We start from the raw sequence: 24,592 nt of genomic DNA on the forward strand, positions 1-24,592 counted from the left end.
GGTTCGTTCCCCAGAGAGGCGGTCATCGATCACCCGTGACATCGTCACGGGTATCGTCGTGACGTGATCCGACTGCTGTTGGCCGAGGACCAGCTCGTGGTGCGCGGCGCCCTGGCCGCCCTGCTGGAGCTGGAGCCGGACCTGGAGGTCGTGGCGCAGACCGCGACCGGCGACGACGTGGTGCCGCGGGCGCTGGTGTTCGCACCGGACGTGGCCCTGCTGGACATCGACATGCCCGGCGACATCGACGGCCTGGAGGCGGCGGCCCTGCTGAAGCAGAAGGTGCCGACGTGCCGGACGCTGATGCTGACGTCCAACGGCCGCCCCGGCATGCTGCGCCGCGCACTGGAGGCGAAGGTCGACGGCTTCCTGCTGAAGACGGCGCCGCCGGAGGAGCTGACCGCCGCGATCCGCACGGTCGCCGGCGGCGGCCGGGTACTGGACCCGGCGCTCGCCGTCACGGCCTGGGACCTCGCGGAGAACCCGCTGACGCCGCGCGAGCGGGACGTGCTGCGCGAGCTGGCCGCAGGCGCGGAGCCACCGGAGATCGCCGCCGCACTGCACCTGTCGACGGGAACGGTACGGAACGTGCTGACGGCGATCGTGGGGAAGCTGAACGCGCGGAATCGGACGGACGCGGTGCGGATCGCCCGCGAGGCCGGATGGGTCTAAGAGCCCTGATCAGGGCGACTACGACGCCGCCGCGTCCCGGTTGTGCTCATCCCGCCAAGCAAGCCAGTCCCGCAGCTCACCGAAGTCGAAGTCCGGCCCCGGGTTCCTGACCACGAACAGGCTCACGCCGAGCTCCAGCTCCCGCTCGCACTCCGCGGGGTCGCCGCCGACCAGCACCGAGCGCTGGATCTCCGCCGGATCCCGGCCGACCGCCGCGCAGTGCTCGTCCAGGACCTTCATCTTGTGCGCCAGCTCGTCGCCGCCGGCGAAGCTGTGCCAGATGTCAGCGTGCTGAGCCACGATGCGGAGCATCTTCTTCTCGCCGCCGCCTCCGATCAGGAGCGGGATCTTGCGGGTCGGGGGCGGGTCGAGCTGCGTGAAGCGGTGCTCGATGCGCGGGAGGGAGCGGGACAGGTCGTCGATGCGGCTGCCAGGCGTGCCGAACTCGTAGCCGTACTCGACGTATTCGCGTTCCTTGAAGCCGGCGCCGATGCCGAGGATGAGGCGGCCGCCGCTGATGTGATCGACGGTGCGTGCCATGTCGGCGAGCAGGTCGGGGTTGCGGTAGCTGTTGCAGGTGACCAGCGGGCCGATCTCGACCCGCGAGGTGGCCTCGGCCCACGCGCCGAGCATGGTCCAGCACTCGAAGTGCTTGCCGTCGGCGACCTTGCCGAGCGGGAAGAAGTGGTCCCAGTTGAACAGGACGTCCACACCGAGTTCCTCGGCCTGCGCGGCGGCGCGGCGGATGACGGGGTAGTCGACGTGCTGCGGCGCGAGCTGGATTCCGACGCGGATCTTCGACGAGGGCTGAGCGATCATGGGGCGCAGCTTACGCCCGGGGACCATGCCGAGGTCGGCGAGTTCGCCAGCGTGATCGGCCGGCTGTCGCACCTATCGCGGCAGCTCGGCGTGCAGGAGGTACCAGCCGTCGTCCGGTCCGGCGGTCAGGGTTCCGCCGTACTCGGCAAGGCGGAGCGTCAGGCCGCCGACGCCCGAGCCGGATGGTCCGGGCGATCCGACGTCCGATGCCACGCCGTCGTTCTCCACTTCGAGGCGCACCTTGGCCTCGGTCAGGGTGACGGCGATCCGCGCGTGGCGCGCCGTGCTGTGACGCAGGACGTTCGTCACCGCCTCCCGCAGCACGACGCCGAGCACCGCGCCTGCCTCTGCCGGCACGGCCAGTTCATCGCCTTCGACCTCGACCGCCACCTCGGCCGCGGCCAGCACCGCCGCCGCGGATGTCAGTTCGTCGCCGAACGACAACTCACGCGTGCCGCCTGTCAGGGCCCGTAGTTCGCGCTCGCCCTGCGCGGCCAAGCGTTCGACGTCGCGGATCTCGGTCAGGCAGCGGACCGGATCGGTCGTCCGCAGTCGGCGCGCCAGCTCCGCCTTGAGCAGGATCGCCGCGAGTCCGTGGCCGAGCAGGTCATGCAAGTCACGCGCCGCACGCAGGCGTTCACCCACCATCGCTGCGCGCGCCAGACCGTCGTTGGCCTGTTGGAGCTCACGGACGAGACGCGCCAAGCGCAGCATGCCGTACACGATCAGACAGGTCACCAAGGCGTTCAGGATCGCCGACACCGCGCTGGTGCCATCGGCCGACGCCATGAGGCCGCCGACCCCGAGCGCCGCCGCGACCACCGGCACGGCCAGTGGCAACGGCAACGCGATCAGGAGCGAGCCGGTCAGGAGACCGAGGGAGGCGATCCAGTTCTGACCGAAGGAATGCATCGGGGCGTAGGTCAGCGCTGCGAACAGGACGATCGCCGCCTCGCTGTGGCGCTTCTCGTCTCGAACCGAGTAGACGACTTGCAGCGTGCAGAGCACCGCGAGGACCAGCAGCGCCGGCGCGATCAGGACAGCCGGCACGTATAGCAGGGTCCGTACGCAGAACGCCGCCAACAGCAGGTAATACAGCACAGTCGCGCGCCGAAGCTCCGGCGCGTCCACCGGTTCGGCCGCCGAAGGCGTAGCCGGTACCGACGCCTCGACAGCGAAACGGCCGTCGGCCTCCAACCCCGCCGCCAGCCGTCCACCGCTGGCCCGGACACGTTGCGCCAAGCCATCCAGGACATCCGCGCCGAGGGCCGCGGTGCGCACGCCATCGCTGGTCACGCGAAGCGCGACCTGCCCGGCGGCCTCGCCGGTGACGATCTGGCAGTGCCGCGCGTCGCCGACCCGGACCACGGCGGTCACGGCCTCACGCAGGACGGTCGCCAGCACGGTCCCCGCCGGCCCCAGCGGTTCAGTGTGGCCGGTGACCACGTCCGCCTCGATCCCCGCCGACTGAAGCAGGGCCTTGGCGCTCGCGGACTCCGGCGCCAACGACAGGCTGCGGAGATCGGCGGCGGTCGCGCGCGTCGCGGCCAGAGTCGTACGCGCGTCGGCCAGCAGGCCGTCGAGGACGTCGGGATCCTGCTTCGCAGCCAAGACCCGGATGCGAGTCAGGCCCGAGGACAGATCGGCGTCCAGGCCCTCGGCGATGCGCAGGCGCTCGGCGGTCACAGCGGCGGCGGCGAGCGTCAGGCGGGTCCCGTGAACGCGCGCGGCCAATGCGGCCAGGGTCGTGACGGCGTACAGGACCATCCCGCCGAGCAGGATCGTGACGCACATGTCGACGGTGTCGCGCGCGCTGTCGGTCCGCACCGCCTGGACCCACGCCGCCGCGCCGAGCACGGGGACGACCAGCGGCCACAGGCCCTGCAGGAACGCGGCGCCGACCGGAACCGCCAGCAGCCCGATCGACGCGCCGGCCGGCACCACGGCCACGAAGCCGCACGCCAGCTGCGCCACGACCCGCGGCCACGTCGCCGGCCGGAATGCGAGCAGCAGGATCGCCAGGCAGGCGGCGATGATCGTCAGCCCGGCCGCCGGATCGCCGGGGACGCGGCCCACGGCCTTGACGACGTGCACCGACACCAGCGCCGCCGCGACCGCGAAGACCAGGCCGCGAGCCAGGCGCGGCGCACTGTCGCTCCCGGTGATCCCCACCCGGTCATCGTAGAGCCGGCGGCCTGCTTTGCGACCGGTTGTGCGGTAAGGGGCTCATTGCCGCCGCACCCGCAGACGGCACAGTGACCACCTGACGAAATGCCCCGCGGAGCGACCGCCTCGCCGGGGTAGGGTCTTGCCCGGCTCTGGGAGGGACCTTGTCTGCGACCATCGAAGCGGGCGGCGGCGCCGAAGACATCCGTGACGGCAAAGACTTCAGTGACGGCAAAGACATCCGCGAGGACACCGTGTTCGGGCGCATCGGCGGCGCTCTTCGGGAACGCGACTTCCGGTGGTGGTTCGCCGGACAGATCACGTCCGCGTCGGGGGTGATGGCGCAGGGCGTCGCGCTGTCGTGGTGGATGCTGCAGACGACCGGCGACGCGGTGTGGCTCAGTGTCCTGACGCTGTGCACCATGGGCCCGACCCTGGTCGGCGGCGCGTGGGCGGGCGCCGTGGTGGACCGCTCGGACCGGCGGCGGCTGCTGATCGTCACCCAGTCGGTCTTGATGGGGATCGCGGCGGCGTTGACCGTCCTGGCCGCGACCGGCACGCTCGCGGTCTGGAACGTGCTGGTCGCGTCGGTGCTCTCGGGCACGGCGATGGCGGTCGACTCGCCAGCACGCCAGGTCTACGTGGTGGACCTGGTCGGGGCGGACGGCGTCGCCAGCGCGGTGGGTCTGTGGGAAGTGGCGCTGAACGCGTCGCGGGTCGTGGGGCCCGGTTTGGGCGGGGCGTTGCTGGCCGGACCGGGGGCCACCGCCTGCTTCGGGGTGAATGCGTTCTCTTACTTGGCGCCGCTGATCGTGTTGCTGCGGATGAAGCCGCACGCCGGCGCGACCGCCGCGACGAAGCGAGTGCGCGTACGGGGCGCCGCACGCGACGGCATACGCTACGCGTTCCGCTCGCCGGTGATCCGCGCGCTGCTCCCGATGTCGGCCGCGTCCGGCCTCATATTCGGCATGGGTATCGCACTGCCGCCGCTGGTCTCGCGCGCGCTACATCAGGGCGGCGGCGGGTACGGCGCGATGATGGCGGCGTTCGGCGTCGGCGGGCTGCCCGGAGCGCTGTTGGCCGCCGCGCAGCCGGAGCCGACCGGGCGCCGCGTGCGCTGGCTCGCGCTGGCCACGGCCGCGACCGTGATCGGCATCGCGGTGTCCCCGACCATGCCGATCGCGCTGGTGGCGATGGCCGCGCTGGGCGTGACGTCGATCTGGTTCATCGCCTCGGCCAACACGCTGGCTCAGTTGCGCTGCGCGCCGGACATGCGCGGACGCGTGATGAGTCTGTGGGGCGTGGCGATGACGGGGACGTCGCCGATCACCGGGTTCGGGGTCGCGGCGGTGGTGGAGTTCGTAGGCCCTCGGGAGGGGTTCTCGGTGGCGGGGATCGTGTTGGGGGCTGCGGCTATCGCCGGTTGGCGGGCCTTGCAGGACTAGGAAGTAGGGCTGTTCCGTCCGCACCCGGCGTCAGGTGGGGTGGGGTGGGTGGGGCACGCCGGATGCGGACGGATCAGACGCTCGGTCAGTGCGAGATCAGCGTCCGTATGTCAGTGCTGCGAGCCGCCGACGCTGCCGGAGGCCGTGGGGGCGCCGGGGCGGATCGGGTCGACCGGGTTCTGCGGTCCGCCGTCGATCGGCCAGCCGGTCGGCCAGGTGGGCGCGCCGGACGGCAGGCCGGTCGGCAGGTGCGTGGGCAGGCCGCTGGGTAGATGTGTGGGCAGCCCGGTCGGCAGGCCGCTGGGCACCTTCGTCGGCCAGGTCGTCGGCCACGTGGTCGGCCAGCCGTCGCCGGGGTGCGGCGTCGGGATCGGGAACGTCGGCGTGTGGCCGTCGTGGACGTCCTTCTCCGCCTGTGCCAGCCGGTCGCAGAACTCCTGCATCCGCTTCTGCGCCTCGCTGCGCTCCGCGTCCAGGGCGGACTGGAGCTTGGCGATGTCGGCCGCCGGGACGTTCGCGGCCTTGGCCAGCTTCTGCAGCTCGGCGGCGGTCAGGGCGTGTCCCTGATCGTCGCGGTCGCCGTCCTCGGCAGCCTTGCACAGCCGGAAGCTGTCGTCGCCGAGCAGCTTCGCGCCGGCGGCATCGAGGGCGGTCTGGTCGGTGCGTGGCGGGGCGGACTTCGTGGGCGCGCCGGTCGGGGTCGGGACGGCCGGGCCCTTGCCCTCGGCGCCCACGGGGGTGGTGATCAGGTCGGTGCCGCCGACGCGGCTGTCCTTCGGGGCCGGGAAGCCCAGCGAGTGGGCCTTGGACTGCAGGCCGGACGGGAGGGAGTTGGTCGCGGCGGCGGCGGACACGCCGACGACCGACACGCCGCAGACGGCGACGACGATCTTCACCGTCACGGTCTTGGCGAGGAGGGCTTTGCTGAACACGCGTCTCTCCTTGGAGGGTGTCGCGGAGGCGGAGTGATGCGCGGAGAACACGGCACGGGCCGCGTCCTCGCCCGAGAGCTCGGCGGTCAGGGCAGGTCCGGCGGCCGAGTCGAGCAGCCGCGCCAGAGCCCGCAGATCGGGGCTGACTTCGAGCCCTGATCCCGCCGGCGGGAATCCCGCGGTGGCGCCCGCAGCGCCGGCGACGTTCGCGCCAGCGACGTTCGCAACGTCGCCGACGTTCGCAGCGCCCGCAACGCCTGCGGCACCCGGCACCGCGCCCGCGGCACCCGAGCCGCCGGCGTGGTCGAGCAGTTCCTCGGCGGCTCGGCGACCCGGTCGCCGGCTCCCGAGGATCCGCGGGGAGTTCCCTGTCGTACGCATCGTGCTCCAAGGAGCGATCCTGCGCCTCATCGTGTTACACCCGCCCTCGAACCCGTCCGCGCCATCCCTTTGAGCTGCGCCTTCTCCGGCTCGGCCGCCTTGTCGAGCCGCTTCTTCAGCGTGCGCAGACCACGCATCGCCGCCACCCGCACCGCGCCGGAGCGCTTGCCGACGACCGAGCCGGCCTGCTCGGCGCTCAGACCGGCCACGGCCCGCAACAGCACGGCTTCGGCTTGGTCGCGCGGCAGCTCCGCGATGGCCGCCAGCGCCCGACGCGTGGCCATCGCGGCCAGCGCCGCCTCGGCGGTGTCGTCCCCGGACCGCTGTTCCGGCAGCGCGGCGACGGGATCGTCCAGCTGGCGCTGGTTCCGGCGGCCCTCGTCGATCGCACGGTTGCGGGCTATACGGAACAGCCACACCTGGAACTGTTTGGCGTCCCCGGTGAAGCCGCCGAGATCGCGCGAGGCCTGCAGCCAGGTCTCGGATGCGACGTCCTCGCAGGCGGCGGGGATCAGGACTCGGAGATACCGCAGCAACGGCGGGTTCAGGGCGCGCCAGAGCACGGCGAAGGACGCCTCGTCACCGCGCACGGCGCCGGCGAGAGCGTCCGCTATGTCTTGCCCATCCAGCATTGGGGTCCTTGATGCGAAGGTCTTGGACCCACCCCGCCGGGCAGCCTACCCGAGCTACCCCAGAATGGAGCGGAATCGTTCCGCGGCTTGGTCGAGCTGTCCGGCGATGAGTTCTTTCACCTCATCGCTCAACGGGGTGTCGGCGCGCAGTGCGAATTCGCGGAGCTGCGGGACCAGCGGCGCGTATTTCGCCGAGGCCTTGCGGACCTTCGGGCCGGTGGTGTGGATGATGCCGACGCCGTTGTCGGTGAAGTCGGACAGCTTGATGACCCGCGCCCACGGATCGACTTCCAGGCTCTCCACGACGTGCTCGCGATACTGCTCCCCGCGGTCGCGCGCGAGGTCGTAGTCGGGATTGGTGACCGCGGCGATGAGGTTGGCGACCCGCGGGGAGAAGGCGCGGGCGAGGACGGCCAAGGCCGCGTACCGCTCCCCCGAGGCGCGTTCGCCGTCGCTCGCCAGATCGGCGAGATCCGCGGGGTGGTCCTCGACCGCGTCGTGCAGCAACGCGGCGACGACCACCTCGGCGTCGCGGACCTGGTAGTGGCGGATGATGCGGATGGCGACGCGAAGCAGATGGTTGACATACGGTTCGCGGACGCGCTTGTCGCCGGCGTGCAGCCGGGAGGCGACACGTTCGGCGCGCTTCAGGGTGGCGCGCTCTCCGTCGGGGAACGCCTCGATCTCGACGTCGAACAGCGCGTGCAGGCCGGCCTCGCCGTAGACCTCGGTCACGGCGTGGATGGGCATGACTTTCAACTGGCCCCGCTCAATCCCGTCCATGGCGGGAATGTAGCGGGGTCAGGTGACGTGACTCCAGTCTGGGCCTTGCTTCTACGGGAGTTTCGAAGCCTTCCTCAGGCGTTCAGCTTGCTCTGCCAGTCCGCCGGGACGCGGCCCTTCGGCCCGGGCACCGGCTGGTCGGCCGGGTGGCTGTCCGGGGGCGCCAGGGCCGGCCCGGACTCGTAGAAGTTGTCGTTGCTGAAGTCGTAGAACCAGTCCTCGCCGGGCTCGAAACTGGTGATCATGGTGTGGCCGCTGCTCGCGGCGTGCTTGCGGCCGTGCTGCTCGGGCGAGTTGTCGCAGCAGCCGACGTGGCCGCACTGCGTACAACGGCGCAGGTGCACCCACCAACCGCCGTTCTCGTCGCACTCCACACAACCGGTGCCGCTCGGCGGGACGCTGGGGTCGACTCCTGGGATGGACATGCTCCAGACGCTACCCGGCCCGGGGCGCGAGCGCTTGTCAGGTGCTCGGGGCGCGGCCGCCGGCCGACGATCCCGAGCCGAGGAGCTGCACCGGGAGCCGGGTCTCGGCGATCATCCCGTCGACGACGTCGACGCGCAGCGCACTCGCCGCCGGCGAGGAACTGAAGGCGCCGACGAATTCCGTGCCGTGGAAGTAGATCCCGACGAGGTCGTCGATGCCGTAGCCGCCGGGCAGGGCGCCGGAGTGCAGGGCGTCGCGATACACCGGACGGCGGGAGTCCTCGCCGTCGTAGTGCGGACAGACGCTGCCTTCCAGGAAGCCCAGGCCGTCGGCGAGCACCTGGTAGGGCAGGCCGAAGGAGTCGGTGGTGCCGCCCTGGAACCAGCACAGCGCGCCGGCGCTGCCGCCGGTGAGGACCGCGCCGTTCTCCCACGCCTCGCGCAGGATCACGTCCAGGCCCTGGCGGCGCCAGACGTCGAGCATGTTCGCGGTGTTGCCGCCGCCGACGGTGATGAGGTCCATGGACAGCACGAACGCGCGCAGGTCGGTCACGGTGCGGGTGAACAGGCGCAGGTGGAACGGGTCGCAGCGGTCGGCGGTGTAGGTCTCGTAGAAGGAGACGATGTACGCCGGGTCGTCGCCGGTGGCGGTCGGCAGGAAGAGGACGCGGGGGCGTTCCTTGCGGGTGAGGCCCAGGACGAACTCGTGGTACGGGTCGGTGCGGCGCTCCATGAGAGCTCGTCCGGCACCTGTAGCGACGATGTGGCCTGCCATGATCGGCAGCCTAGCGGGACGGTTCGGCGAGCGCCGAAACGAACCGGCCGTACGGTCGGGGCATGGTGACTCTGACTTCTCGCGCCGACATCGAGGCGGCGCTGGCTGATCCGCTGCTGGTTCCGCTGCCTGCGGAGTCCGGACCCGAGGGTTCGATGGCGTGGCTGCGGGCGACGGTCGCGCGGTTCGCTCATGGTGCGGTGCATGCGCGGCGTCGTGCCTATGTGGAAGCGGAGTTGGCGCGCATCGACGTGGACGAGCTGCGGCGGTTGGCCGCCGGCCTGCTTGGCGACGACCGGACGCGGGTGCTGCGCGCCCTCGCGTCGGCGATGGGGCTGCCAGAGCTTGATGAGGCGGCGGTCGCGGCGTTGTGCGTCGTGGCCGACAACTACTTCGGTGGGGACGACCCGGCGGCCGACGAGGCTGTGCGGCTGCTTCTGCCGCTGATCCAGGCGTCCGATCCCGAGCACGCCGCGAACCGCGTGGGCATTCTCGTGCAGGCTTGCGACGCTACTGCGGCGTTGATCGCAAGTGCTCGCGGCGGTTCTGGGGACGTGCACGCCACGATTCGCAGTACGCCGCCGGTTCAGGTGATGCGGCGCGTCGCCATTGCCGCTACGCGGGTCGGCGATACCGAGATCGCTGACGGTGAAACGGTGCTGCTGGAGGTAGGTCCGGTGGGGTTGACGTTCGGTAGCGGTCCGCGGGTGTGTCCCGGCCGAGCGCTCGCCCTGGCGCTGGCCGAAGGTGCTTTGGAGAAAACCTCGGCATCGGCTCGGTAAGGAGCGCCTACCCGCTCGGCTCAGTCTCGCCGTGCGGTTCGCCCATATGGGGTGTTGTCTGGATTCATGTCCATGAGCTCCTTCGGCGGCTTCTTCGACCGCTCCGACGATCCCTTCAACGACCTGCTCAATCGGTTCTTCGGGATGTCCCCGGAGTTCTCGCCGCCGCGGGTCCAGCGTGTGCCGATCGGTCAGCTGCTGACCGAGTCGGCCCGGGAGCTGATCTCCACGGCCTCGCATCGCGCGACCCAGGACGGCAGCTCCGACCTCGACACCGAGCACCTGCTGTGGGCGGCCACGCAGCTGGAGCCGACGCGTGGCATCCTGGCCGCGGCGAACATCGACCCGGACCGGCTGGCGCAGACGATCGAGAAGTCGCTGCCGGCCTCCGGCGGGACGCCGTCGTCGGAGCCGGGGCTGACGCCTTCGGCGAAGCGCGTGCTGATGCGGGCGCACGAGCTGTCGCAGGCGTCCGGTTCGACGTACGTCGGGCCGCAGCACATCCTCGCGGCGCTGACCGAGGACCCGGACTCCGGGGCCGGGCACGTCCTGAACAACACCCAGGCCGACGCGAAGGACCTGGGCAAGCGCATCACGAAGGCGTCACGCGCTGAGGGAATGCCGACCGGGCCGGAGCAGCCGTCGGACACGCCGACGCTGGACGAGTACGGCCGGGACCTGACCGAGGACGCCAAGGCCGGGAAGCTCGATCCGGTGGTGGGGCGGGCCGACGAGATCGAGCAGACCATCGAGGTGCTGTCCCGGCGGACGAAGAACAACCCGGTGCTGATCGGGGATCCGGGCGTCGGCAAGACCGCGATCGTGGAGGGGCTGGCGCAGCGGATCGTGTCCGGGGACGTGCCCAAGACCCTGGAGGGCAAGCGGGTCGTGATGCTGGACCTGGCCGGGCTGGTCGCCGGGTCGAAGTACCGCGGGGAGTTCGAGGAGCGGTTGAAGAACGTGATCGACGAGGTGGGGAAGGCCTCGGACTCGACGATCCTGTTCATCGACGAGCTGCACACGGTGGTCGGCGCCGGATCGGGCGGCGACAGCTCGATGGACGCGGGCAACATCATGAAGCCGGCACTGTCGCGCGGAGAGCTGAACGTCATCGGCGCCACGACGATCGACGAGTACCGGAAGAACATCGAGAAGGACGCGGCGCTGGAGCGGCGGTTCCAGCCGGTGCTGATCGCGGAGCCCACGGTCGAGGAGACGATCCAGATCCTGGAGGGGCTGCGCGACCGGTACGAGGCGCACCACGGCGTGAAGTTCACGGACGAGGCGCTGGCGGCCGCGGCGCTGATGTCGGACCGGTACATCTCGGACCGCTTCCTGCCGGACAAGGCGATCGACCTGATCGACCAGGCCGGCGCACGGATCCGCTTGCGCAACCTCGGCAAGTCGACGGAGGCGATCGAGCGCGAGGACAAGCTGGCGAAGCTGACGCGGGAGCGCGACGAGGCGGTCTCCTCGGAGAACTACGACCGCGCGAAGGATCTGAAGGCGCGGATCGACGAGCTCAACGACGAGGTCGCGACCATCGAGGAGCGGCGCGAGGGCGCGCTGAAGGTGACGGAGAACGACATCGCGGAGGTGGTGTCGCGGCGGACCGGGATCCCGGTCGCGCAGCTGAACGAGGACGAGAAGACGCGGCTGCTGAAGCTGGAGGAGGCGCTGCACGACCGGGTGGTCGGCCAGGACGAGGCGGTGACGGCCATCGCCGAGGCGGTGCGGCGGTCGCGGGCCGGGATGGGGGACCCGAACCGGCCGACGGGCTCGTTCCTGTTCCTCGGGCCCACCGGCGTCGGCAAGACGGAGCTCGCCAAGGCGCTGGCCGAGCTGCTGTTCGGCGACGAGGACCGGCTGCTGCGCTTCGACATGAGCGAGTTCCAGGAGAAGCACACGGTCTCGCGGCTGCTGGGGTCGCCGCCCGGATACGTCGGGTACGAGGAGGCGGGGCAGCTGACGGAGAAGGTGCGGCGCAAGCCCTACTCCGTGATCCTGTTCGACGAGGTCGAGAAGGCCCACCCGGACATCTTCAACACCCTGCTCCAGGTGCTCGACGACGGCCGCCTGACCGACGCGCAGGGACGCACCGTCGACTTCCGGCACACGGTGGTCATCATGACGTCGAACATCGGCAGCCAACTGATCCTCGCGCACCACGGCGACACCGACGAGATCCGCGACCAGCTGATGGACCAGGTCCGGGGCTTCTTCCCGCCGGAGTTCATCAACCGCCTGGACGAAGTGGTGATCTTCCACAGCCTCGGCAAGGGCGAGATGGGCAACATAGTGGACCTGATGCTGGACAGCTCCCGCCGCCGCCTGAAGGCCCAGAACCTGGGCCTGGAGGTCACGGAGAAGGCGAAGGGCTGGCTGGTCGAGCGCGGGTACAAGCCGGAGTTCGGCGCCCGGCCGCTGCGCCGCACGATCCAGTCGGAGCTGGACAACAAGGTGGCCTCGCTGCTGCTGTCGGGCGACACGAATCCGGGCGACACGATCGTGGCGGACGAGGCGGACGATCATTTGGTGTGCAGTGTGCGGCACGGGAGCAAGGCGGGGGCGGCTACGGGATAGGCGGCTCGCCGCTCGGGATCGAGCGGGGTCGCGGGCTTTGGCTCGCGGCCCCGCTGCTTTGCGGCGGGCAGGTGGGGCGGCGGCGAGCGGCAGCGAGCAGCGGCGGTGGCGGCGAGCGAGCGGCGAGCGAGCGGCGGCGGTGGCGGCGAGCGAGCGGCGAGCGAGCGGCGGCGGTGGCGGCGGGCGGCAGCGGCGAGCGGCGGGCGGCAGCGGCGAGCGGCGGGCGGCAGCGGCGAGCGGCGGGCGGCGGCGAGCGGCGAGCGGCGGCGGGCGAGCGGCGAGCGGCGGCGAGCGGGGGTGGCGAGCGGCGGCGGGCGAGCGGCGAGCGGCGGCGAGCGGCGGTGGCGGCGAGCAGTGGCGGCGGCGGCGGCGAGCGGCGAGCGGCGGCGGGCATTTTGTTAGGAAGTTTTCGCCCCTTTTATATGTATAAGCGCTGGCACTGACACACACGGCGGCCGACAGCCGAACGTGCGTCGCCGCTAGCGTGCTACGCCACCCCCGGCGTGATCAGCCCCGTCTCGTAAGCGACCACGACCGCCTGGGCCCGGTCGCGCAGGTTCAGCTTCGCCAGGATTCGTGCGACGTGCGTCTTCACCGTCGCCTCCGAAAGGTGGAAGCGTGCCGCCAGCTCCGCGTTCGACAGGCCGCGGCCCAGGAGGCCGAGGACTTCGCGTTCTCGGGGGGTCAGGGTCGCGAGGTCCTTGTGCAGTGCTTCGGTGCGGGGGTTCACGGTCGGGACCGCGAAGCGTTCGACCAGCCGGCGGGTGATGGCCGGGGCCAGCATCGCGTCGCCTGCGCGGACCATGCCGACTGCGGCGACCAGGTGCTCGGGGCTGACGTCCTTCAGCAGGAAGCCGCTTGCTCCGGCTGTGATGGCCGCGTAGACGTACTGGTCCAGGTCGAAGGTTGTCAGGATGATGATGCGCGGCGGCTCGGGGGCGGGTTCGGAGGAACCGGCGCCCGTCCCCTCCGACAGGATCAGTCGCGTGGCCTCCAGGCCGTCCATCCCCGGCATCCGGATGTCCATCAGCACCACGTCGGGCCGGGTCTCGCGCACCACGCGCAGCGCCTCGTCGCCGTTGGCGGCCTCGCCGACCACGTCGATGCCCTCCGACATCAGAATCATGCGGAAGCCCGTCCGCACCAGTACCTGGTCGTCGGCGATCACCACTCGCGTCGCGTTCATGCCGTCGCCCCCTCCCTCAGCGGGATCACCGCGCTCACCATGTAGCCCCCCGTCAGGCGCGGCCCCGCGCTCAGCGTCCCACCGTAGACCGCCAGGCGCTGGCGGAGACCCGCCAGGCCGCGGCCGTTGCCGGTGGCCGCCGCCGCGGAGGTCGTTCCTCCCGTGTCGACGACGTCCACCTTCAGCCGCTGCGGGCTGTACTCCAGGGTCACGCGGATCAGGGCGCCGACCGCGTGCTTCACCGCGTTCGTCAGCGCTTCCTGCACCACCCGGTACGCCGCCAGGTCCAGGCCCGACGGCAGCGGTATCACGTCGCCCTCGATCGCCAGGTCCACGCGCACGCCGCCGCTGCGGATGCGTTCCACCAGCGCCGGGATCTGCTCCAGGCCCGGCTGCGGCGCGAGGTCCGCGGTGCCGGCCGGGTCGCCGCCCTGCGACGTCATCGTCAGCAGGCCCATCACGTGCCGCAGTTCCGCCATCGCCGCGCGGCCGCTGTCCTCCACCGCCAGCAGCGCCTCACGCGCCAGGTCCGGGGACTTGTCGAGGACCTTGCGGGCCGCCCCGGCCTGGACCACCATCACACTCACGTTGTGCGACACCACGTCGTGCAGTTCCGCGGCGATGCGTGCGCGCTCCTGCTCCACGGCCCGCAGCATCGACGATTCGCGTTCCTCTTCCAGGTCGTGGACGCGCTGCTTCCAGTTCCCGATGGCGTTGGCGCCCAGGACGATCGGGATCAGGAACAGGAACGGCACGAAGCTGCGCGTGATGTTCGGAATCTGGCCGCCCCGCGTGGCAGCGAGCATGATCGCGCCGAAGCCGAGGCTGTAGACCATCGCCGAGCGGTAGGGGCTGTAGATGGCGGCGCTGTAGGCGGCGATCAGGACGGACATGAAGGTGAAGATCGCGGTGTCGTTGGAGTCCGCCACGTCGGCGTGCAACAGCATGATCGCCACCTCGCAGGCCCAGAACGCGGCCAGCGGGAAACGGCGGCGGACGGCCAGCGGCACCGCGGTCATGACCGCCCAGAAGTCGTCGCGCGGGCTCACCGAGATCAGGTGGTTCAGGGCGTAGAAGGGGCCGTGCTGGTCGGGGCTGACCACCGCGTGGTGGTAGCCGCTGTTGAGGGTGCTGATCACCATCGCCAGGGCCAGCGCGATGTCCGCCGCCCACGCCCAGTGGGTGGGCGACGGCGTCGCCCCCGTGCGACGGCGCACCGCCGTCCACACGACCCGCACCCAGCCCTCGTCGTCCCTGTTCACCGCCTCAGTGTCGCAAGAACCCGGGCCGGTTCACATCACCCGCTCCGTCTACAGGCCTACGCCTGCGGGATACACCACCAGGATGACGACCCCTCGGCATCGGCTCACGGGTGTAGCACAGTTCATGACTCAGGCCGACGCGGTCGATCACCGTCTGTCCATAGGTTCATGGCCATGACGAACCCGCCGACGAATCCGCCGACGAACCAACCGATGATCGACCTGCGCGACGCGACGAAGAAATACGACGACGGCCCGCCCGCCCTGGCCGGCGTGACCCTGTCCGTGGCCGCCGGGGAGTGCCTGGCGGTCCTCGGCCACTCCGGCAGCGGCAAGTCCACGCTGCTGAACCTGATCGCCGGCCTGGACCGTCCCACCGGGGGCAGTGTGACGGTCAACGGGACGCGCGTGGACCAGCTCGGCGAGGCCGGCTCGGCGAAGTACCGGCGGGCCTCGATCGGCATGATCTTCCAGTTCTTCAACCTGCTGGACGACCTCACCGTCCTGGACAACATCCTTGTCCCGGCGCAGCTGGCCGGGATGGGCAAGGGCGAGGCGAAGCGGCGGGCCGCCGAACTGCTCGGCTCGCTGGGCATCGACCGGCACGCCAAGGCCTACCCGGCGCGGCTGTCCGGCGGCCAGCGGCAGCGCGTCGCGGTGGCCCGGGCGCTGATGAACCGGCCCGCGCTGCTGCTCGCCGACGAGCCGACCGGCGCGCTGGACTCGCACGCCGCCGCCGACGTGCGCCGGCTGCTGCTGGACCTGAACGCCGAGGGCCAGACCATCCTGCTGGTCACCCACGACGTCGAGCTGGCCTCGACCACCGCGCACCGGACGATCGAGCTGGTCGACGGCGCGGTGGCCCGGGACGTGGTGAACACGGACACGGCCGTGGCGAACAGGGCTGCCGTGAATCCGGCCATCGGTGCGCCGCGGGGGGACGCATCGCCGGCCGGTTCCACGACGACCGCGAACGCAGCGAACGTCACGACCACCACCTTCAACGGCCCGTCAGGAGCGGTCCGATGACCCTCGGCAAACCACCCCTCCCCCGGCGCCTCTTCGAAGCCGCCTTCCACGCCATGGCCCGCTTCCTGCTGGCGGTGATGCGATGAGCGCCCTGGGGAAAGTGGTCCGCTCCGGCGTCGGCCGCCGCCGCGTCCAGTCCTTCGTCATGGCCCTGACCACGCTGGCCGCCGTGACCTCCTCGGTCCTGTCCCTCGGCCTGCTCAGCGCGGTCTCGGCCCCGTTCGAGCACGCCTTCGCGCAACGCGACGGCGCGCACCTGGCCGTCCAGTACGACGGCGGCAAGGCGACCACGAGCCAGGTCGCCGCGACCGCGCACGCCACCGGCGTCACCGACGCCTCCGGCCCCTTCCCGATCACCACCGCGCTGGACGCGACGATCGGCGCCGACTGCACCGCGACCGGCGGCCCCGGCATGCCCTTCGCCGGCACCTCGGCGCCGCCGGTGACCGTGACAGCGCGGCCGAACCTGTCGGCGACCTCCGGCCTGGACCAGATCGTCCTGGACCACGGCAGCTGGCCGACGAACGCCAACCAGATCGTCCTCTACAACTGGCCCGACGACTGCCTCGGCAAGTCCGTCGTGTTCACCTCGCTGCCCGGCAAGCCCTCGTTCACGGTCGTCGGCTTCGCCAACTCGCTGACCTCCACCGCGAGCGGCTGGACCACGCCCGACGGCTTCGCCCGGCTGACCGCCGCCGGGGCCCGGGCCGACACGCAGATGCTCTACCGCTTCGCCTCGGCCGGGACCGATGTCCAGATCGCCGCCGACCGGCAGACGCTCACGGCCGCCGTGCCGGCCGGTTCGCTGGAGGGCTCGCAGTCCTGGCTGACCGCCGAACAGCAGGCGACCGGCAACGCCAAGGCCTTCGTGCCGTTCCTGATCGTCTTCGGCGTCCTCGGCCTGTTCCTGTCGGTGCTGATCATCGCGATCGTGGTGAGCGGCGCGGTGGTGTCGGCGATCCGGCGCATCGGGATCCTGAAGTCCCTCGGTTTCACCCCGGGCCAGGTGGCCCGAGCCTATGCCGCGCAGGCCATGATTCCGGCGACGATCGGCGTCGTGGTCGGAACCGTCTTCGGCAACCTGCTGGCGGTCCCGGTGCTGAGCGGGACCAGCCACGATCTCGGAGCCGCCAACACCAGCCTGCCGCTGTGGGTGAACATCGTGGTCCCGGTGGGCACGCTGGTGGTCGTCGGGATCACCGCGCTCATCCCAGCGCTGCGGGCCGGAAGGCTGCCGGCCGCGCAGACGCTGGTGGTGGGCCGAGCGCCCAAGGCCGAACGGGGCCGTGCGGCCCAGCGTCTGGCTTCCCGTCTGCCGCTGCCCCGGGCGATGTCGCTGGGGCTGGCGCAGCCCTTCGCCCGGCCGGCGCGGGCCGCGCTGGTCGGCGCCGCGGTGCTGTTCGGCGCGGTGAGCGTGACGTTCGCGCTGGGTCTGGAGACCGGGTTCAGCAAGTTCCAGGACCAGCGGGCCGCCGGCTTCAACGACGCCTCCGTGATCGTGGTGCCCGGCCAGTCCGACGACAGTGGGCATCCGCAACGTCCGGGCGGGTTCTACGGTCCCAACGACCCGCGCACCCCGCACTTGGACCCGGCGAAGGTGTCCGCGGTGCTGAACACGATCCAGGGCACCAAGGCGGCCTTCGGCTGGGGCGACAGCGGGGCGAGCATCGTCGGCGCGCCGACCGGCGATCCGAGCCAGGTGGACACCGTCTCCGGCGACTTCTCCTGGACCGGTCTGGAGCTGATCGGGGGCCGCTGGTACTCCGGGCCCGGCGAGGCGGTGGTCAGCGACCGGCTGGCCTCGGCGATGGGGACGCACGTCGGGGACACCGTCACCGTCGTGCAGCAGGGCAAGCCGCTGACGCTGAAGGTGGTCGGCATCGACTTCGACACCCACGACGGCGGCCGGTCCGTCCTGGTCGACAGCGCGACGTTCACCGCCGCCGGCCTGACGCCGCACATCGACCAGTTCAACGTGGAGCTGGGCTCGAACGTCGACGGGCCGGCGTGGGCCGCCTCGGCCACGGCCGCGCTGTCGCCGCTGAACGCCTCGGTCGACCACCAGCCCGGGCGCGGCAAGTCCGACGTGGTGGTGACGATGAGCGCGCTGGTCGCGACGCTGTCGGTGATGCTGCTCGTGGTGGCGGCGCTCGGCGTACTGAACACCGTGGTCCAGGACACCCGCGAGCGGATCCACGACCTGGGGATCTTCAAGGCGCTCGGGATGACGCCGCGGCAGACCGTGACCATGGTGCTGACCTCGGTGGCGCTGACCGGGCTGATCGCCGGGCTGATCGGGGTGCCGATCGGCACCGCGCTGGAGAAGGCGACGCTGACTCCTATGGGGAACGCGGTCGGCATGCACCTGCCGCCGAGTGTGACCAACACCTACTCGCTCGGGCTCGTGCTGCCGCTGCTCGCCGGCGGGGTCGTGATCGCGCTGCTCGGGGCGCTGCTGCCGGCCGGCTGGGCCGCGCGGTCGCGGACCGCGACGGCGCTGCGGACCGAATAGCGCGAGAACGCGACGAGAACAGCAGCCAACCTCAGCAATCACCAAGGAATGTCGGCTTCCGGCGGTTGATACCCTCGGAAGGCCGGCATTCCGGCTCAGCTCTTAAAAAGCCCAGTCACAATGGTGTGAGAGGCAAAAGCATGGCGGTCAGTGTTTTCGACCTGTTCTCGATCGGCATCGGCCCGTCGAGTTCCCACACCGTCGGCCCGATGCGCGCGGCCCGGATGTTCGTCAAGCGCCTGGACAACGAGGATGTGCTGCCGAAGGTGGCGCGGGTCCGGGCCGAACTGTTCGGCTCGCTCGGCGCGACCGGCCACGGCCACGGCACCCCGAAGGCGGTGCTGCTCGGCCTGGAGGGCCAGGTCCCGGCGACCGTCGACGTGCGCGGCGCGGAACTCGACCTGGTGCGTATCCGCGAGACCAAGCGGCTGCGGCTGCTGGGGACCGAGCACGGCACCGCCGCCGAGGTCACCTTCAGCGAGGACCGCGACCTCGTCCTGCACCGGCGCAAGTCGCTGCCGTACCACTCCAACGGGATGCAGCTGTCCGCGTACGACGAGCACGGCGAACCGTTGATGACCAAGACCTACTACTCGGTCGGCGGCGGCTTCGTGGTCGACGAGGACGCCGTCGGCGCCGATCGCGTGGTCCTGGACGACACCGTCCTGAAGTACCCGTTCCGCACCGGCGCGGAGCTGTTGCAGCTGACCGAGCAGACCGGCATCAGTGTCAGTGGCCTGATGCTGGAGAACGAACTCGCCTGGCGCACCGAGCCCGAGGTGCGCGCCGGCCTGCTGGAGATCTGGCGGGTGATGCGCGAGTGCGTGAGCAACGGCATCAGCACCGAGGGCATCCTGCCTGGCGGCCTGAAGGTCCGCCGCCGCGCCCCGGGCCTGGCCCGCACCCTGCGCACCGAGGGCAACCGCGAGATACACGCCAACGAATGGGCCACGCTCTGGGCGATGGCGGTGAACGAGGAGAACGCGGCCGGGGGCCGGGTCGTGACCGCACCGACCAACGGCGCCGCCGGCATCATCCCGGCCGTGCTGCACTACTACGTGAACTTCGTCCCGGACGCCGACGAGGAAGGCGTGGTCCGCTTCCTGCTCGCGGCAGGCGCCGTCGGCATGCTGTTCAAGGAGAACGCCTCCATCTCCGGCGCCGAGGTCGGCTGCCAGGGCGAGGTCGGCTCGGCCTGCTCGATGGCCGCCGCCGGCCTGGCCGAGGTGCTCGGCGGCACCCCGGAGCAGGTGGAGAACGCCGCCGAGATCGGCATGGAGCACAACCTGGGCCTGACCTGCGACCCGATCGGCGGCCTGGTGCAGATCCCGTGCATCGAGCGCAACGGCATGGCCGCGGTGAAGGCCGTCACTGCCGCGCGGATGGCCCTGCGCGGCGACGGCCGGCACCACGTGTCGCTGGACAAGGTCATCAAGACGATGAAGGACACCGGCCGCGACATGTCGGTGAAGTACAAGGAGACTGCGCGGGGCGGACTCGCGGTGAACGTCATCGAGTGCTGACGGTCAGGGCCGGGTGACGGGGTTGTGCCGATCACACGCGTACCACCCGGCGCGCGAAGGCTCCGTTCCGGAACGTCACGGTCACCGGGCCCTCGGCCGGGTGACCGCCGGCCGCCGCGAACACCGCGGCCGCCGCCACAGCTTCCCGCGCACCGCGCCCTCGGCAATCGGGCGGGCGTGGAACACCGGAGGCTCGTGCCGGTCGGCTTCCGCGGTCAGGACCCGCGACAGGGTGTCTTCGATCTCTGTCATGACATCCGCTTCTCCTCGGTCGACGCCATCGCCTCGCGCAGTCTGGCCAGCGCCCGCGCCGCCTGGGACTTCACCGTGCCGACCGAGACGCCCAGTGCCTCAGCGATCTGCGCCTCGCTCAGGTCGTCGTAGTAGCGCAACACCAGGACCGCGCGCATCCGCGGCGGCAACTGACTCAGAACCCTCATGACGCGTCGTGGTCGTCCGCGTCCGGGGACGGGTCGCGAGCCGCGGTTCTGGAGCCGATGATGGTCGGCGGCCAGATTCGCCAGGATCCGCCGCACGTACGCCTCCGGCGCCTCCATGCCCGCGACCCGGTCCCAGTGCCGATAGGCGCGCTCCAGCGCGCCCTGCACCAGGTCCTCGGCGGCGTGCCGGGTCACCGGTTGCATCATCGCCGAGGTCTTTCCCTTGCGACACCTCGTCTTCAGCTTCCTCGCTTGACACCAGAGCCTACCCACTTGCATGGTTAGTTACATGAGTAATGAACCCAGGAACCGGTGATGGACGAGGGCCGCCCGCTCTTCCAGCAGATCGCCGAACAGATCGAGGACTCGGTCCTGGACGGCACGCTGGCCGCGGACACGCAGGTGCCGTCGACCAACGAGCTCGCCGCGTTCCACCGGATCAACCCGGCGACCGCGGCCAAGGGCATCAACCAGCTGGTATCCGACGGGATCCTCTACAAGAAGCGAGGCATCGGCATGTTCGTGGCGGGCGACGCTCGGCAGCGCGTCCTGGACCGGCGGCGGGAGGCCTTCGCCCGGGACTTCGTGGAGCCGCTGCTGGCCGAGGCGCGCCGCCTGGGCCTGAACGCGGCCGACGTGCAGAACCTGATCGAGAAGCGGGGAGGGGAACGATGAGCGCCGTGGTCGTCGAGGACCTGACGATGCGCTACCGCGGCCACACCGCGCTGGACGGTGTGAGCCTGACGCTGGAGCAGAACACCATCCACGGGCTGCTGGGCCGCAACGGCGCCGGCAAGACCACCCTGATGCGCGTCCTGACCGGGCAGGAGTTCGAGACCTCCGGCCGGGTCGAGGTGTTCGGGCAGCCGCCGCGCGAGAACGCCGCGGTGCTGGACCGCGTCTGCTTCATCCGCGAGTCGCAGAAGTACCCGGCCAACTTCAAGGTGCGCGACGCCTTCGCCGCCGCCGCGATCGCCTGCCCGAACTGGGACCAGGGCTACGCCGACCGGCTGGTGGGCGAGTTCGACCTGCCGACGAAGCGGCAGGTCAAGAAGCTCTCGCGGGGCCAGCTCTCCGCGGTCGGCATCGTCATCGGCCTGGCCGCGCGGGCCCCGCTGACCATGTTCGACGAGCCGTACCTGGGGCTGGACGCGGTGGCCCGGCAGGTCTTCTACGACCGGCTGCTGGAGGACTTCGTGGCGCACCCGCGCACCGTCGTGCTGTCCACGCACCTCATCGACGAGGTCGCCGACCTGATCGAGCACGTGGTGCTGATCGACCACGGCAAGGTGCTGATCGACGCCGACGCGGACGACCTGCGCGGCCGCGCGGTGTCGGTGAGCGGCCCGAGCGCGGCGGTGGCCGCGTACGCGGACGGCACGCCGGTGCTGCACCGCTCCGAGCTCGGGGGCCGGCTGCGGGTGGCGTTGCCGCGGCGTCCGGAGGGGCGGGCCGAGGGCGTCAGCGTCGACTCGCTGTCGCTGCAGGAGCTGATCGTGTTCACGACGAACCAGGGGGATCCGGCATGAACCAGACCATGAAGGCGCTGCGCATCCAGATGCTGAAGCCGGGCACGACCTTCGCGGTCCCGTGGTACAGCATCGGCATCGCGATCGCCATCTGCACGGCGCTGTTCGCCTTGATCAGCGGCCAGGTCCCCTACCACAGCCGGAGCACCGGCGCGCTCAGCGCCTTCTACCTGTCCGGTCTCGGCGTGCAGCCGTGGCTGATCACCCAGCTGTTCCCGTTCTCGACGGCGCTGTCCATCACCCGCCGGGCCTTCGTCCGGGCCACCGCGCTTCTGGTCGCCGCCGAGACGGTGATCGCCGGCCTCGGGCTGGCGCTGCTGAACAAGATCGAGATCGGCACGCACGGCTGGTTCGTCCACATGCGGCTGCTGGATCTGCCGCACATCCACCAGAACAACTACTTCACGCAGGCGCTGGTCTACGGGATCCCGATGATGGCCCTCACGTCGGTCACGGCGTTCGTGGCCGCGATCTTCCGGATCTTCGGCCAGCTCGGCCTGTGGCTGTTCTTCGTGGCCCTGGCCGCGGTGTCCGCCGCGGTGGCGGCCCTCCTGGTGCTGACACACACCATCGGACACGTCGGGCACTACTTCGGCTCCCAGCCGATGCTGGCCGACTTCGCGCTCTACCCGCTGGCGCTCGTGGTGTTGTTCGGCACCGGCTGGGCCGTGCTGATGCTGCGGTCGCGGGTGTAGACGCGGACTTGCGCCAGGAATGTCAGAGCTCTGACGGGGAGGGGATCAGAGCTCTTCACCGGGGCCGACGTCGAATTCCTGACTCCGCCCCTCGAACGCCACCCGGCCGGTGTCGCCTCGGTAGACGATGCGGTACCGGCCTCGTGGTGTCTCCGGCGGGACCCGCCACTCGATGCGGACCTTGGAGATCGTGGTGTGGGAGGGCGACGGCAGCCGGGTCCAGTGCATGCGGGTCGACCAGTCGCCGTCGTCGGCGATCCGGTGCCAGTACAGGCCGGCGCGGCGCTGTACTTCGTAGTACGTGCCGCCGCGCTTGGGGTCGTGGGCCGGGTGCACGCCGACGAACTCGACCGTCACCATCTCGCCGTCCCACGCGAAGGAGAGCTCGCGGCCGATGTCGTCGTCCGGGAGCGGGGCGTCGGGGTAGGGCGACCGGGGCTTGCGACGGCGGCGCCGTGACAGGTCCGGTGCCGGACGGCCCGGAGCGATCTGCCGGCCCTCGCGCATCGCCGTGCCGAGGAGCGCGGCGTTCTGTTGCAGCGCCGGGAGTTCCCAGCGGCCGAAGAGCGTGCTGGCGCCCTCGTACATCTGGGCGTCGTACTCCTCGGGGGTGGTGACGTAGTGGCCGTAGGCGTTGGCGTAGCCCATGACGAGGACGTGGTCCGGGTCGGTGCCGACGGATTCGGCGACGGTGCGGCGCAGGCGCAGGCCCGCGACGATGGTCACCTCGAAGGGCAGGCACAGCAGGTAGAGCGGGCCGATGCGCAGCAGCTGGATCGGCAGAATCTCCTGGCCGAAGGGGACGATGCGATTCAGGAGGCTGATGGGGGCGGCGAGCGTCTTCGGGGCCTGGGCGTCCCGGAGCCGCCGGCTCAGGCGGTAGATGCCGTGGCGGGAGACGGCGTCCAGGAGCGGGTTCTGCTCGGGGTGGGCGAAGCGCCAGCCGGTCGGGCCGTCGGGCAGCGCGCCGGCGAACGCGGTCGCGCCGGGGACCGCGTGGGAGGTGCGGTGCGGGAGGCCGTCGCCGGTGAAGCGGGGGCTGACGCGGACGTTCGCCATGTCGACGTGGATCAGGCGGTGGTCCAGGCCGCCTTCGAGGATCTCGGCGCCGTCCTTCTCGTGCAGAAGGGTCGCCGCCGCTTCGTACTGGCGGGTGCCGATGATGCGAGTGTTCTCGAACTCGTCCTCGGTCGGGCCGCTGCCGGGGCGCAGGAACAGGTTCGGGGACATGTCGCCGGCATTGGTCTGGGCGAAGGCGGTGATGAGGGTTGGATTGCCGGCCTCGGCGGGGTTCGAGGCCGGGTTCTCGTCGGCTTCGGCGAGATAGTCGATCCCTGATACCTCGCGCTCCCAGTGGTACGCGGCGTAGCCCTTGTTGTCCGCGCTGACCAGGCGGTTGCGGTTGGTCATGCTGGTGTTGTGGACGGCGAACCAGCTGAGCAGGCCCACCGGGACGCCGTCGCGCTCGATGGTGAGCAGCGTGGTCGCCGGGTCCACGGCGTCCGGGAAGACCGCCTTGTCAGCACTCGGATTCCGGTCGAAGGCGCGGCGGGACCGGTTGGCGCTGGCCTTGTGCAGCTCGCCGCGGTTCAGGCGCAGCGTGGCGGGCTGGAGGTCGGCGATCGCGCGGCGGGCGGCCTCGACGATGCCGTCGACGATGGCGCGGAACGTCCGCGGCCGGAAGCCGCCGGTGTTGCTGTTGTAGACGGCGTGGTACGAGTAGCCGCCGGGGCCGCAGTGCGTGTGGGTGGCGGTGATGACGACGTTCGCCTCGGTGTAGACAGCCGGCAGGCGCCGCACGACGGCCTGCGTCACACTGCTGAAGACCAGCGGCAGATCGCAGACCACGAGCAGCATCCGGCGCTCCCCGTCGGCGAGCGCGAAGGCCCGGGCGCGCAGCCGCGTGTGCAGCCCGGCCGCCTGCTGCTCGGGCAGCCCGTAGCCGAGCAAGCCGCACTCGGCGATCTCCCCTGTGATGTCCGCGATGCCGCGTCCCGCCAGGTACCCCATGCGGATCACGT

The 24,592-nt window shown here is 71.1% G+C and carries 22 protein-coding genes; 10 read left to right on the forward strand and 12 right to left on the reverse strand.

Annotated features, from left to right (window positions below; genetic code table 11):
* Positions 1-63 precede the first annotated feature (63 nt).
* Positions 64-672 carry a DNA-binding response regulator gene (locus tag ABH935_RS25205; RefSeq protein ID WP_370380391.1) on the forward strand — a complete coding sequence of 203 codons (609 nt, stop codon included), beginning with the start codon at positions 64-66 and terminating at the stop codon, positions 670-672.
* Between the two features lie 18 nt (positions 673-690).
* Here ABH935_RS25205 and ABH935_RS25210 read toward each other — a convergent pair whose 3' ends face one another.
* Complete coding sequence (locus ABH935_RS25210; protein WP_370380392.1) at positions 691-1,491, reverse strand: LLM class F420-dependent oxidoreductase; 801 nt, start codon at positions 1,489-1,491, stop codon at positions 691-693.
* A gap of 72 nt (positions 1,492-1,563) precedes the next feature.
* Positions 1,564-3,663: a histidine kinase gene (locus ABH935_RS25215; protein ID WP_370380393.1), complete on the reverse strand. Its 2,100-nt coding sequence runs from the start codon at positions 3,661-3,663 to the stop codon at positions 1,564-1,566.
* A 158-nt stretch (positions 3,664-3,821) separates the two neighbouring features.
* Between ABH935_RS25215 and ABH935_RS25220 the strand changes: the two genes are divergently transcribed.
* Positions 3,822-5,102: an MFS transporter gene (locus ABH935_RS25220; RefSeq protein ID WP_370380394.1), complete on the forward strand. Its 1,281-nt coding sequence runs from the start codon at positions 3,822-3,824 to the stop codon at positions 5,100-5,102.
* Positions 5,103-5,212: 110 nt separating this feature from the next.
* Here ABH935_RS25220 and ABH935_RS25225 read toward each other — a convergent pair whose 3' ends face one another.
* The 5 genes from ABH935_RS25225 to ABH935_RS25245 form a co-directional block, all read right to left on the reverse strand.
* Positions 5,213-6,415, reverse strand: coding sequence for a hypothetical protein (locus ABH935_RS25225; protein ID WP_370380395.1), 1,203 nt, complete (start codon positions 6,413-6,415; stop codon positions 5,213-5,215).
* Between the two features lie 26 nt (positions 6,416-6,441).
* Positions 6,442-7,047: an RNA polymerase sigma factor gene (locus ABH935_RS25230; RefSeq protein WP_370380396.1), complete on the reverse strand. Its 606-nt coding sequence runs from the start codon at positions 7,045-7,047 to the stop codon at positions 6,442-6,444.
* Between the two features lie 54 nt (positions 7,048-7,101).
* Positions 7,102-7,830, reverse strand: coding sequence for an HD domain-containing protein (locus tag ABH935_RS25235; protein WP_370380397.1), 729 nt, complete (start codon positions 7,828-7,830; stop codon positions 7,102-7,104).
* Positions 7,831-7,904: 74 nt separating this feature from the next.
* Positions 7,905-8,255, reverse strand: a complete 351-nt coding sequence (locus ABH935_RS25240; RefSeq protein WP_370380398.1) for a UBP-type zinc finger domain-containing protein — start codon at positions 8,253-8,255, stop codon at positions 7,905-7,907.
* A 37-nt stretch (positions 8,256-8,292) separates the two neighbouring features.
* Positions 8,293-9,030, reverse strand: a complete 738-nt coding sequence (locus ABH935_RS25245; protein WP_370380399.1) for a Type 1 glutamine amidotransferase-like domain-containing protein — start codon at positions 9,028-9,030, stop codon at positions 8,293-8,295.
* Positions 9,031-9,092: 62 nt separating this feature from the next.
* On the opposite strand from ABH935_RS25245, the gene ABH935_RS25250 reads away from it, so the two are divergent.
* Positions 9,093-9,812: a hypothetical protein gene (locus tag ABH935_RS25250; protein WP_370380400.1), complete on the forward strand. Its 720-nt coding sequence runs from the start codon at positions 9,093-9,095 to the stop codon at positions 9,810-9,812.
* 66 nt (positions 9,813-9,878) lie between these two features.
* Entirely contained in the window at positions 9,879-12,395 is a 2,517-nt protein-coding gene (locus ABH935_RS25255; protein WP_370380401.1) for an ATP-dependent Clp protease ATP-binding subunit, read from the forward strand.
* Between the two features lie 487 nt (positions 12,396-12,882).
* Here the strand turns inward: ABH935_RS25255 and ABH935_RS25260 are convergent, their stop codons facing one another.
* Positions 12,883-13,581 (reverse strand): response regulator, encoded by a 699-nt coding sequence (locus ABH935_RS25260; RefSeq protein ID WP_370380402.1) that lies wholly within the window; start codon positions 13,579-13,581, stop codon positions 12,883-12,885.
* A complete protein-coding gene (locus tag ABH935_RS25265; RefSeq protein WP_370380403.1) occupies positions 13,578-14,843 on the reverse strand; it encodes a sensor histidine kinase in 1,266 nt (421 codons plus the stop codon). The genes ABH935_RS25260 and ABH935_RS25265 overlap by 4 nt, the downstream gene beginning before the upstream one ends.
* Positions 14,844-15,017: 174 nt before the next feature.
* On the opposite strand from ABH935_RS25265, the gene ABH935_RS25270 reads away from it, so the two are divergent.
* From ABH935_RS25270 to ABH935_RS25280, 3 genes are all read left to right on the forward strand, one after another.
* Complete coding sequence (locus ABH935_RS25270; RefSeq protein ID WP_370380404.1) at positions 15,018-15,872, forward strand: ABC transporter ATP-binding protein; 855 nt, start codon at positions 15,018-15,020, stop codon at positions 15,870-15,872.
* Positions 15,873-15,954: 82 nt separating this feature from the next.
* Positions 15,955-18,384, forward strand: coding sequence for an ABC transporter permease (locus ABH935_RS25275; RefSeq protein WP_370380405.1), 2,430 nt, complete (start codon positions 15,955-15,957; stop codon positions 18,382-18,384).
* 140 nt (positions 18,385-18,524) lie between these two features.
* Positions 18,525-19,907 (forward strand): L-serine ammonia-lyase, encoded by a 1,383-nt coding sequence (locus tag ABH935_RS25280; RefSeq protein WP_370380406.1) that lies wholly within the window; start codon positions 18,525-18,527, stop codon positions 19,905-19,907.
* A gap of 81 nt (positions 19,908-19,988) precedes the next feature.
* Here the strand turns inward: ABH935_RS25280 and ABH935_RS25285 are convergent, their stop codons facing one another.
* Together ABH935_RS25285 and ABH935_RS25290 are read right to left on the reverse strand one after the other, a co-directional pair.
* Positions 19,989-20,159 carry a hypothetical protein gene (locus tag ABH935_RS25285; RefSeq protein ID WP_370380407.1) on the reverse strand — a complete coding sequence of 57 codons (171 nt, stop codon included), beginning with the start codon at positions 20,157-20,159 and terminating at the stop codon, positions 19,989-19,991.
* Positions 20,156-20,554: a sigma-70 family RNA polymerase sigma factor gene (locus ABH935_RS25290; RefSeq protein WP_370380408.1), complete on the reverse strand. Its 399-nt coding sequence runs from the start codon at positions 20,552-20,554 to the stop codon at positions 20,156-20,158. The genes ABH935_RS25285 and ABH935_RS25290 overlap by 4 nt, the downstream gene beginning before the upstream one ends.
* Positions 20,555-20,662: 108 nt before the next feature.
* Here ABH935_RS25290 and ABH935_RS25295 point away from each other — a divergent pair, with 108 nt between their 5' ends.
* Genes ABH935_RS25295 through ABH935_RS25305 form a run of 3 tightly spaced genes read left to right on the forward strand, consistent with a single transcriptional unit; the run spans position 20,663 to position 22,571 of the window.
* On the forward strand, positions 20,663-21,022 hold the full coding sequence (locus ABH935_RS25295; protein ID WP_370380409.1) for a GntR family transcriptional regulator: 360 nt from the start codon (positions 20,663-20,665) through the stop codon (positions 21,020-21,022).
* Positions 21,019-21,876, forward strand: coding sequence for an ABC transporter ATP-binding protein (locus ABH935_RS25300; RefSeq protein ID WP_370380410.1), 858 nt, complete (start codon positions 21,019-21,021; stop codon positions 21,874-21,876). Before ABH935_RS25295 ends, ABH935_RS25300 begins: the two co-directional genes overlap by 4 nt.
* Complete coding sequence (locus ABH935_RS25305; RefSeq protein WP_370380411.1) at positions 21,873-22,571, forward strand: hypothetical protein; 699 nt, start codon at positions 21,873-21,875, stop codon at positions 22,569-22,571. The genes ABH935_RS25300 and ABH935_RS25305 overlap by 4 nt, the downstream gene beginning before the upstream one ends.
* Positions 22,572-22,616: 45 nt before the next feature.
* On the opposite strand, the gene ABH935_RS25310 is transcribed toward ABH935_RS25305, so the two are convergent.
* On the reverse strand, positions 22,617-24,581 hold the full coding sequence (locus ABH935_RS25310) for a neutral/alkaline non-lysosomal ceramidase N-terminal domain-containing protein (protein ID WP_370380412.1): 1,965 nt from the start codon (positions 24,579-24,581) through the stop codon (positions 22,617-22,619).
* Positions 24,582-24,592 lie beyond the last annotated feature (11 nt).

The sequence above is a fragment of the Catenulispora sp. GAS73 genome, from assembly GCF_041262085.1.
In the GTDB taxonomy this organism is placed as follows: domain Bacteria; phylum Actinomycetota; class Actinomycetes; order Streptomycetales; family Catenulisporaceae; genus Catenulispora.

Bases quoted from the DNA above. Each gene is read 5' to 3' on its own strand.
- ABH935_RS25245 (WP_370380399.1), bottom strand. From the start codon at position 9,030: ATGGCAGGCCACATCGTCGCTACAGGTGCCGGACGAGCTCTCATGGAG.
- ABH935_RS25260 (WP_370380402.1), bottom strand. From the start codon at position 13,581: ATGAACGCGACGCGAGTGGTGATCGCCGACGACCAGGTACTGGTGCGG.
- ABH935_RS25310 (WP_370380412.1), bottom strand. From the start codon at position 24,581: ATGGGGTACCTGGCGGGACGCGGCATCGCGGACATCACAGGGGAGATC.
- ABH935_RS25305 (WP_370380411.1), top strand. From the start codon at position 21,873: ATGAACCAGACCATGAAGGCGCTGCGCATCCAGATGCTGAAGCCGGGC.
- ABH935_RS25250 (WP_370380400.1), top strand. From the start codon at position 9,093: ATGGTGACTCTGACTTCTCGCGCCGACATCGAGGCGGCGCTGGCTGAT.
- ABH935_RS25240 (WP_370380398.1), bottom strand. From the start codon at position 8,255: ATGTCCATCCCAGGAGTCGACCCCAGCGTCCCGCCGAGCGGCACCGGT.
- ABH935_RS25210 (WP_370380392.1), bottom strand. From the start codon at position 1,491: ATGATCGCTCAGCCCTCGTCGAAGATCCGCGTCGGAATCCAGCTCGCG.
- ABH935_RS25290 (WP_370380408.1), bottom strand. From the start codon at position 20,554: ATGATGCAACCGGTGACCCGGCACGCCGCCGAGGACCTGGTGCAGGGC.
- ABH935_RS25225 (WP_370380395.1), bottom strand. From the start codon at position 6,415: ATGCGTACGACAGGGAACTCCCCGCGGATCCTCGGGAGCCGGCGACCG.
- ABH935_RS25235 (WP_370380397.1), bottom strand. From the start codon at position 7,830: ATGGACGGGATTGAGCGGGGCCAGTTGAAAGTCATGCCCATCCACGCC.
- ABH935_RS25295 (WP_370380409.1), top strand. From the start codon at position 20,663: ATGGACGAGGGCCGCCCGCTCTTCCAGCAGATCGCCGAACAGATCGAG.
- ABH935_RS25270 (WP_370380404.1), top strand. From the start codon at position 15,018: ATGACGAACCCGCCGACGAATCCGCCGACGAACCAACCGATGATCGAC.
- ABH935_RS25255 (WP_370380401.1), top strand. From the start codon at position 9,879: ATGTCCATGAGCTCCTTCGGCGGCTTCTTCGACCGCTCCGACGATCCC.
- ABH935_RS25280 (WP_370380406.1), top strand. From the start codon at position 18,525: ATGGCGGTCAGTGTTTTCGACCTGTTCTCGATCGGCATCGGCCCGTCG.
- ABH935_RS25275 (WP_370380405.1), top strand. From the start codon at position 15,955: ATGAGCGCCCTGGGGAAAGTGGTCCGCTCCGGCGTCGGCCGCCGCCGC.
- ABH935_RS25300 (WP_370380410.1), top strand. From the start codon at position 21,019: ATGAGCGCCGTGGTCGTCGAGGACCTGACGATGCGCTACCGCGGCCAC.
- ABH935_RS25230 (WP_370380396.1), bottom strand. From the start codon at position 7,047: ATGCTGGATGGGCAAGACATAGCGGACGCTCTCGCCGGCGCCGTGCGC.
- ABH935_RS25285 (WP_370380407.1), bottom strand. From the start codon at position 20,159: ATGACAGAGATCGAAGACACCCTGTCGCGGGTCCTGACCGCGGAAGCC.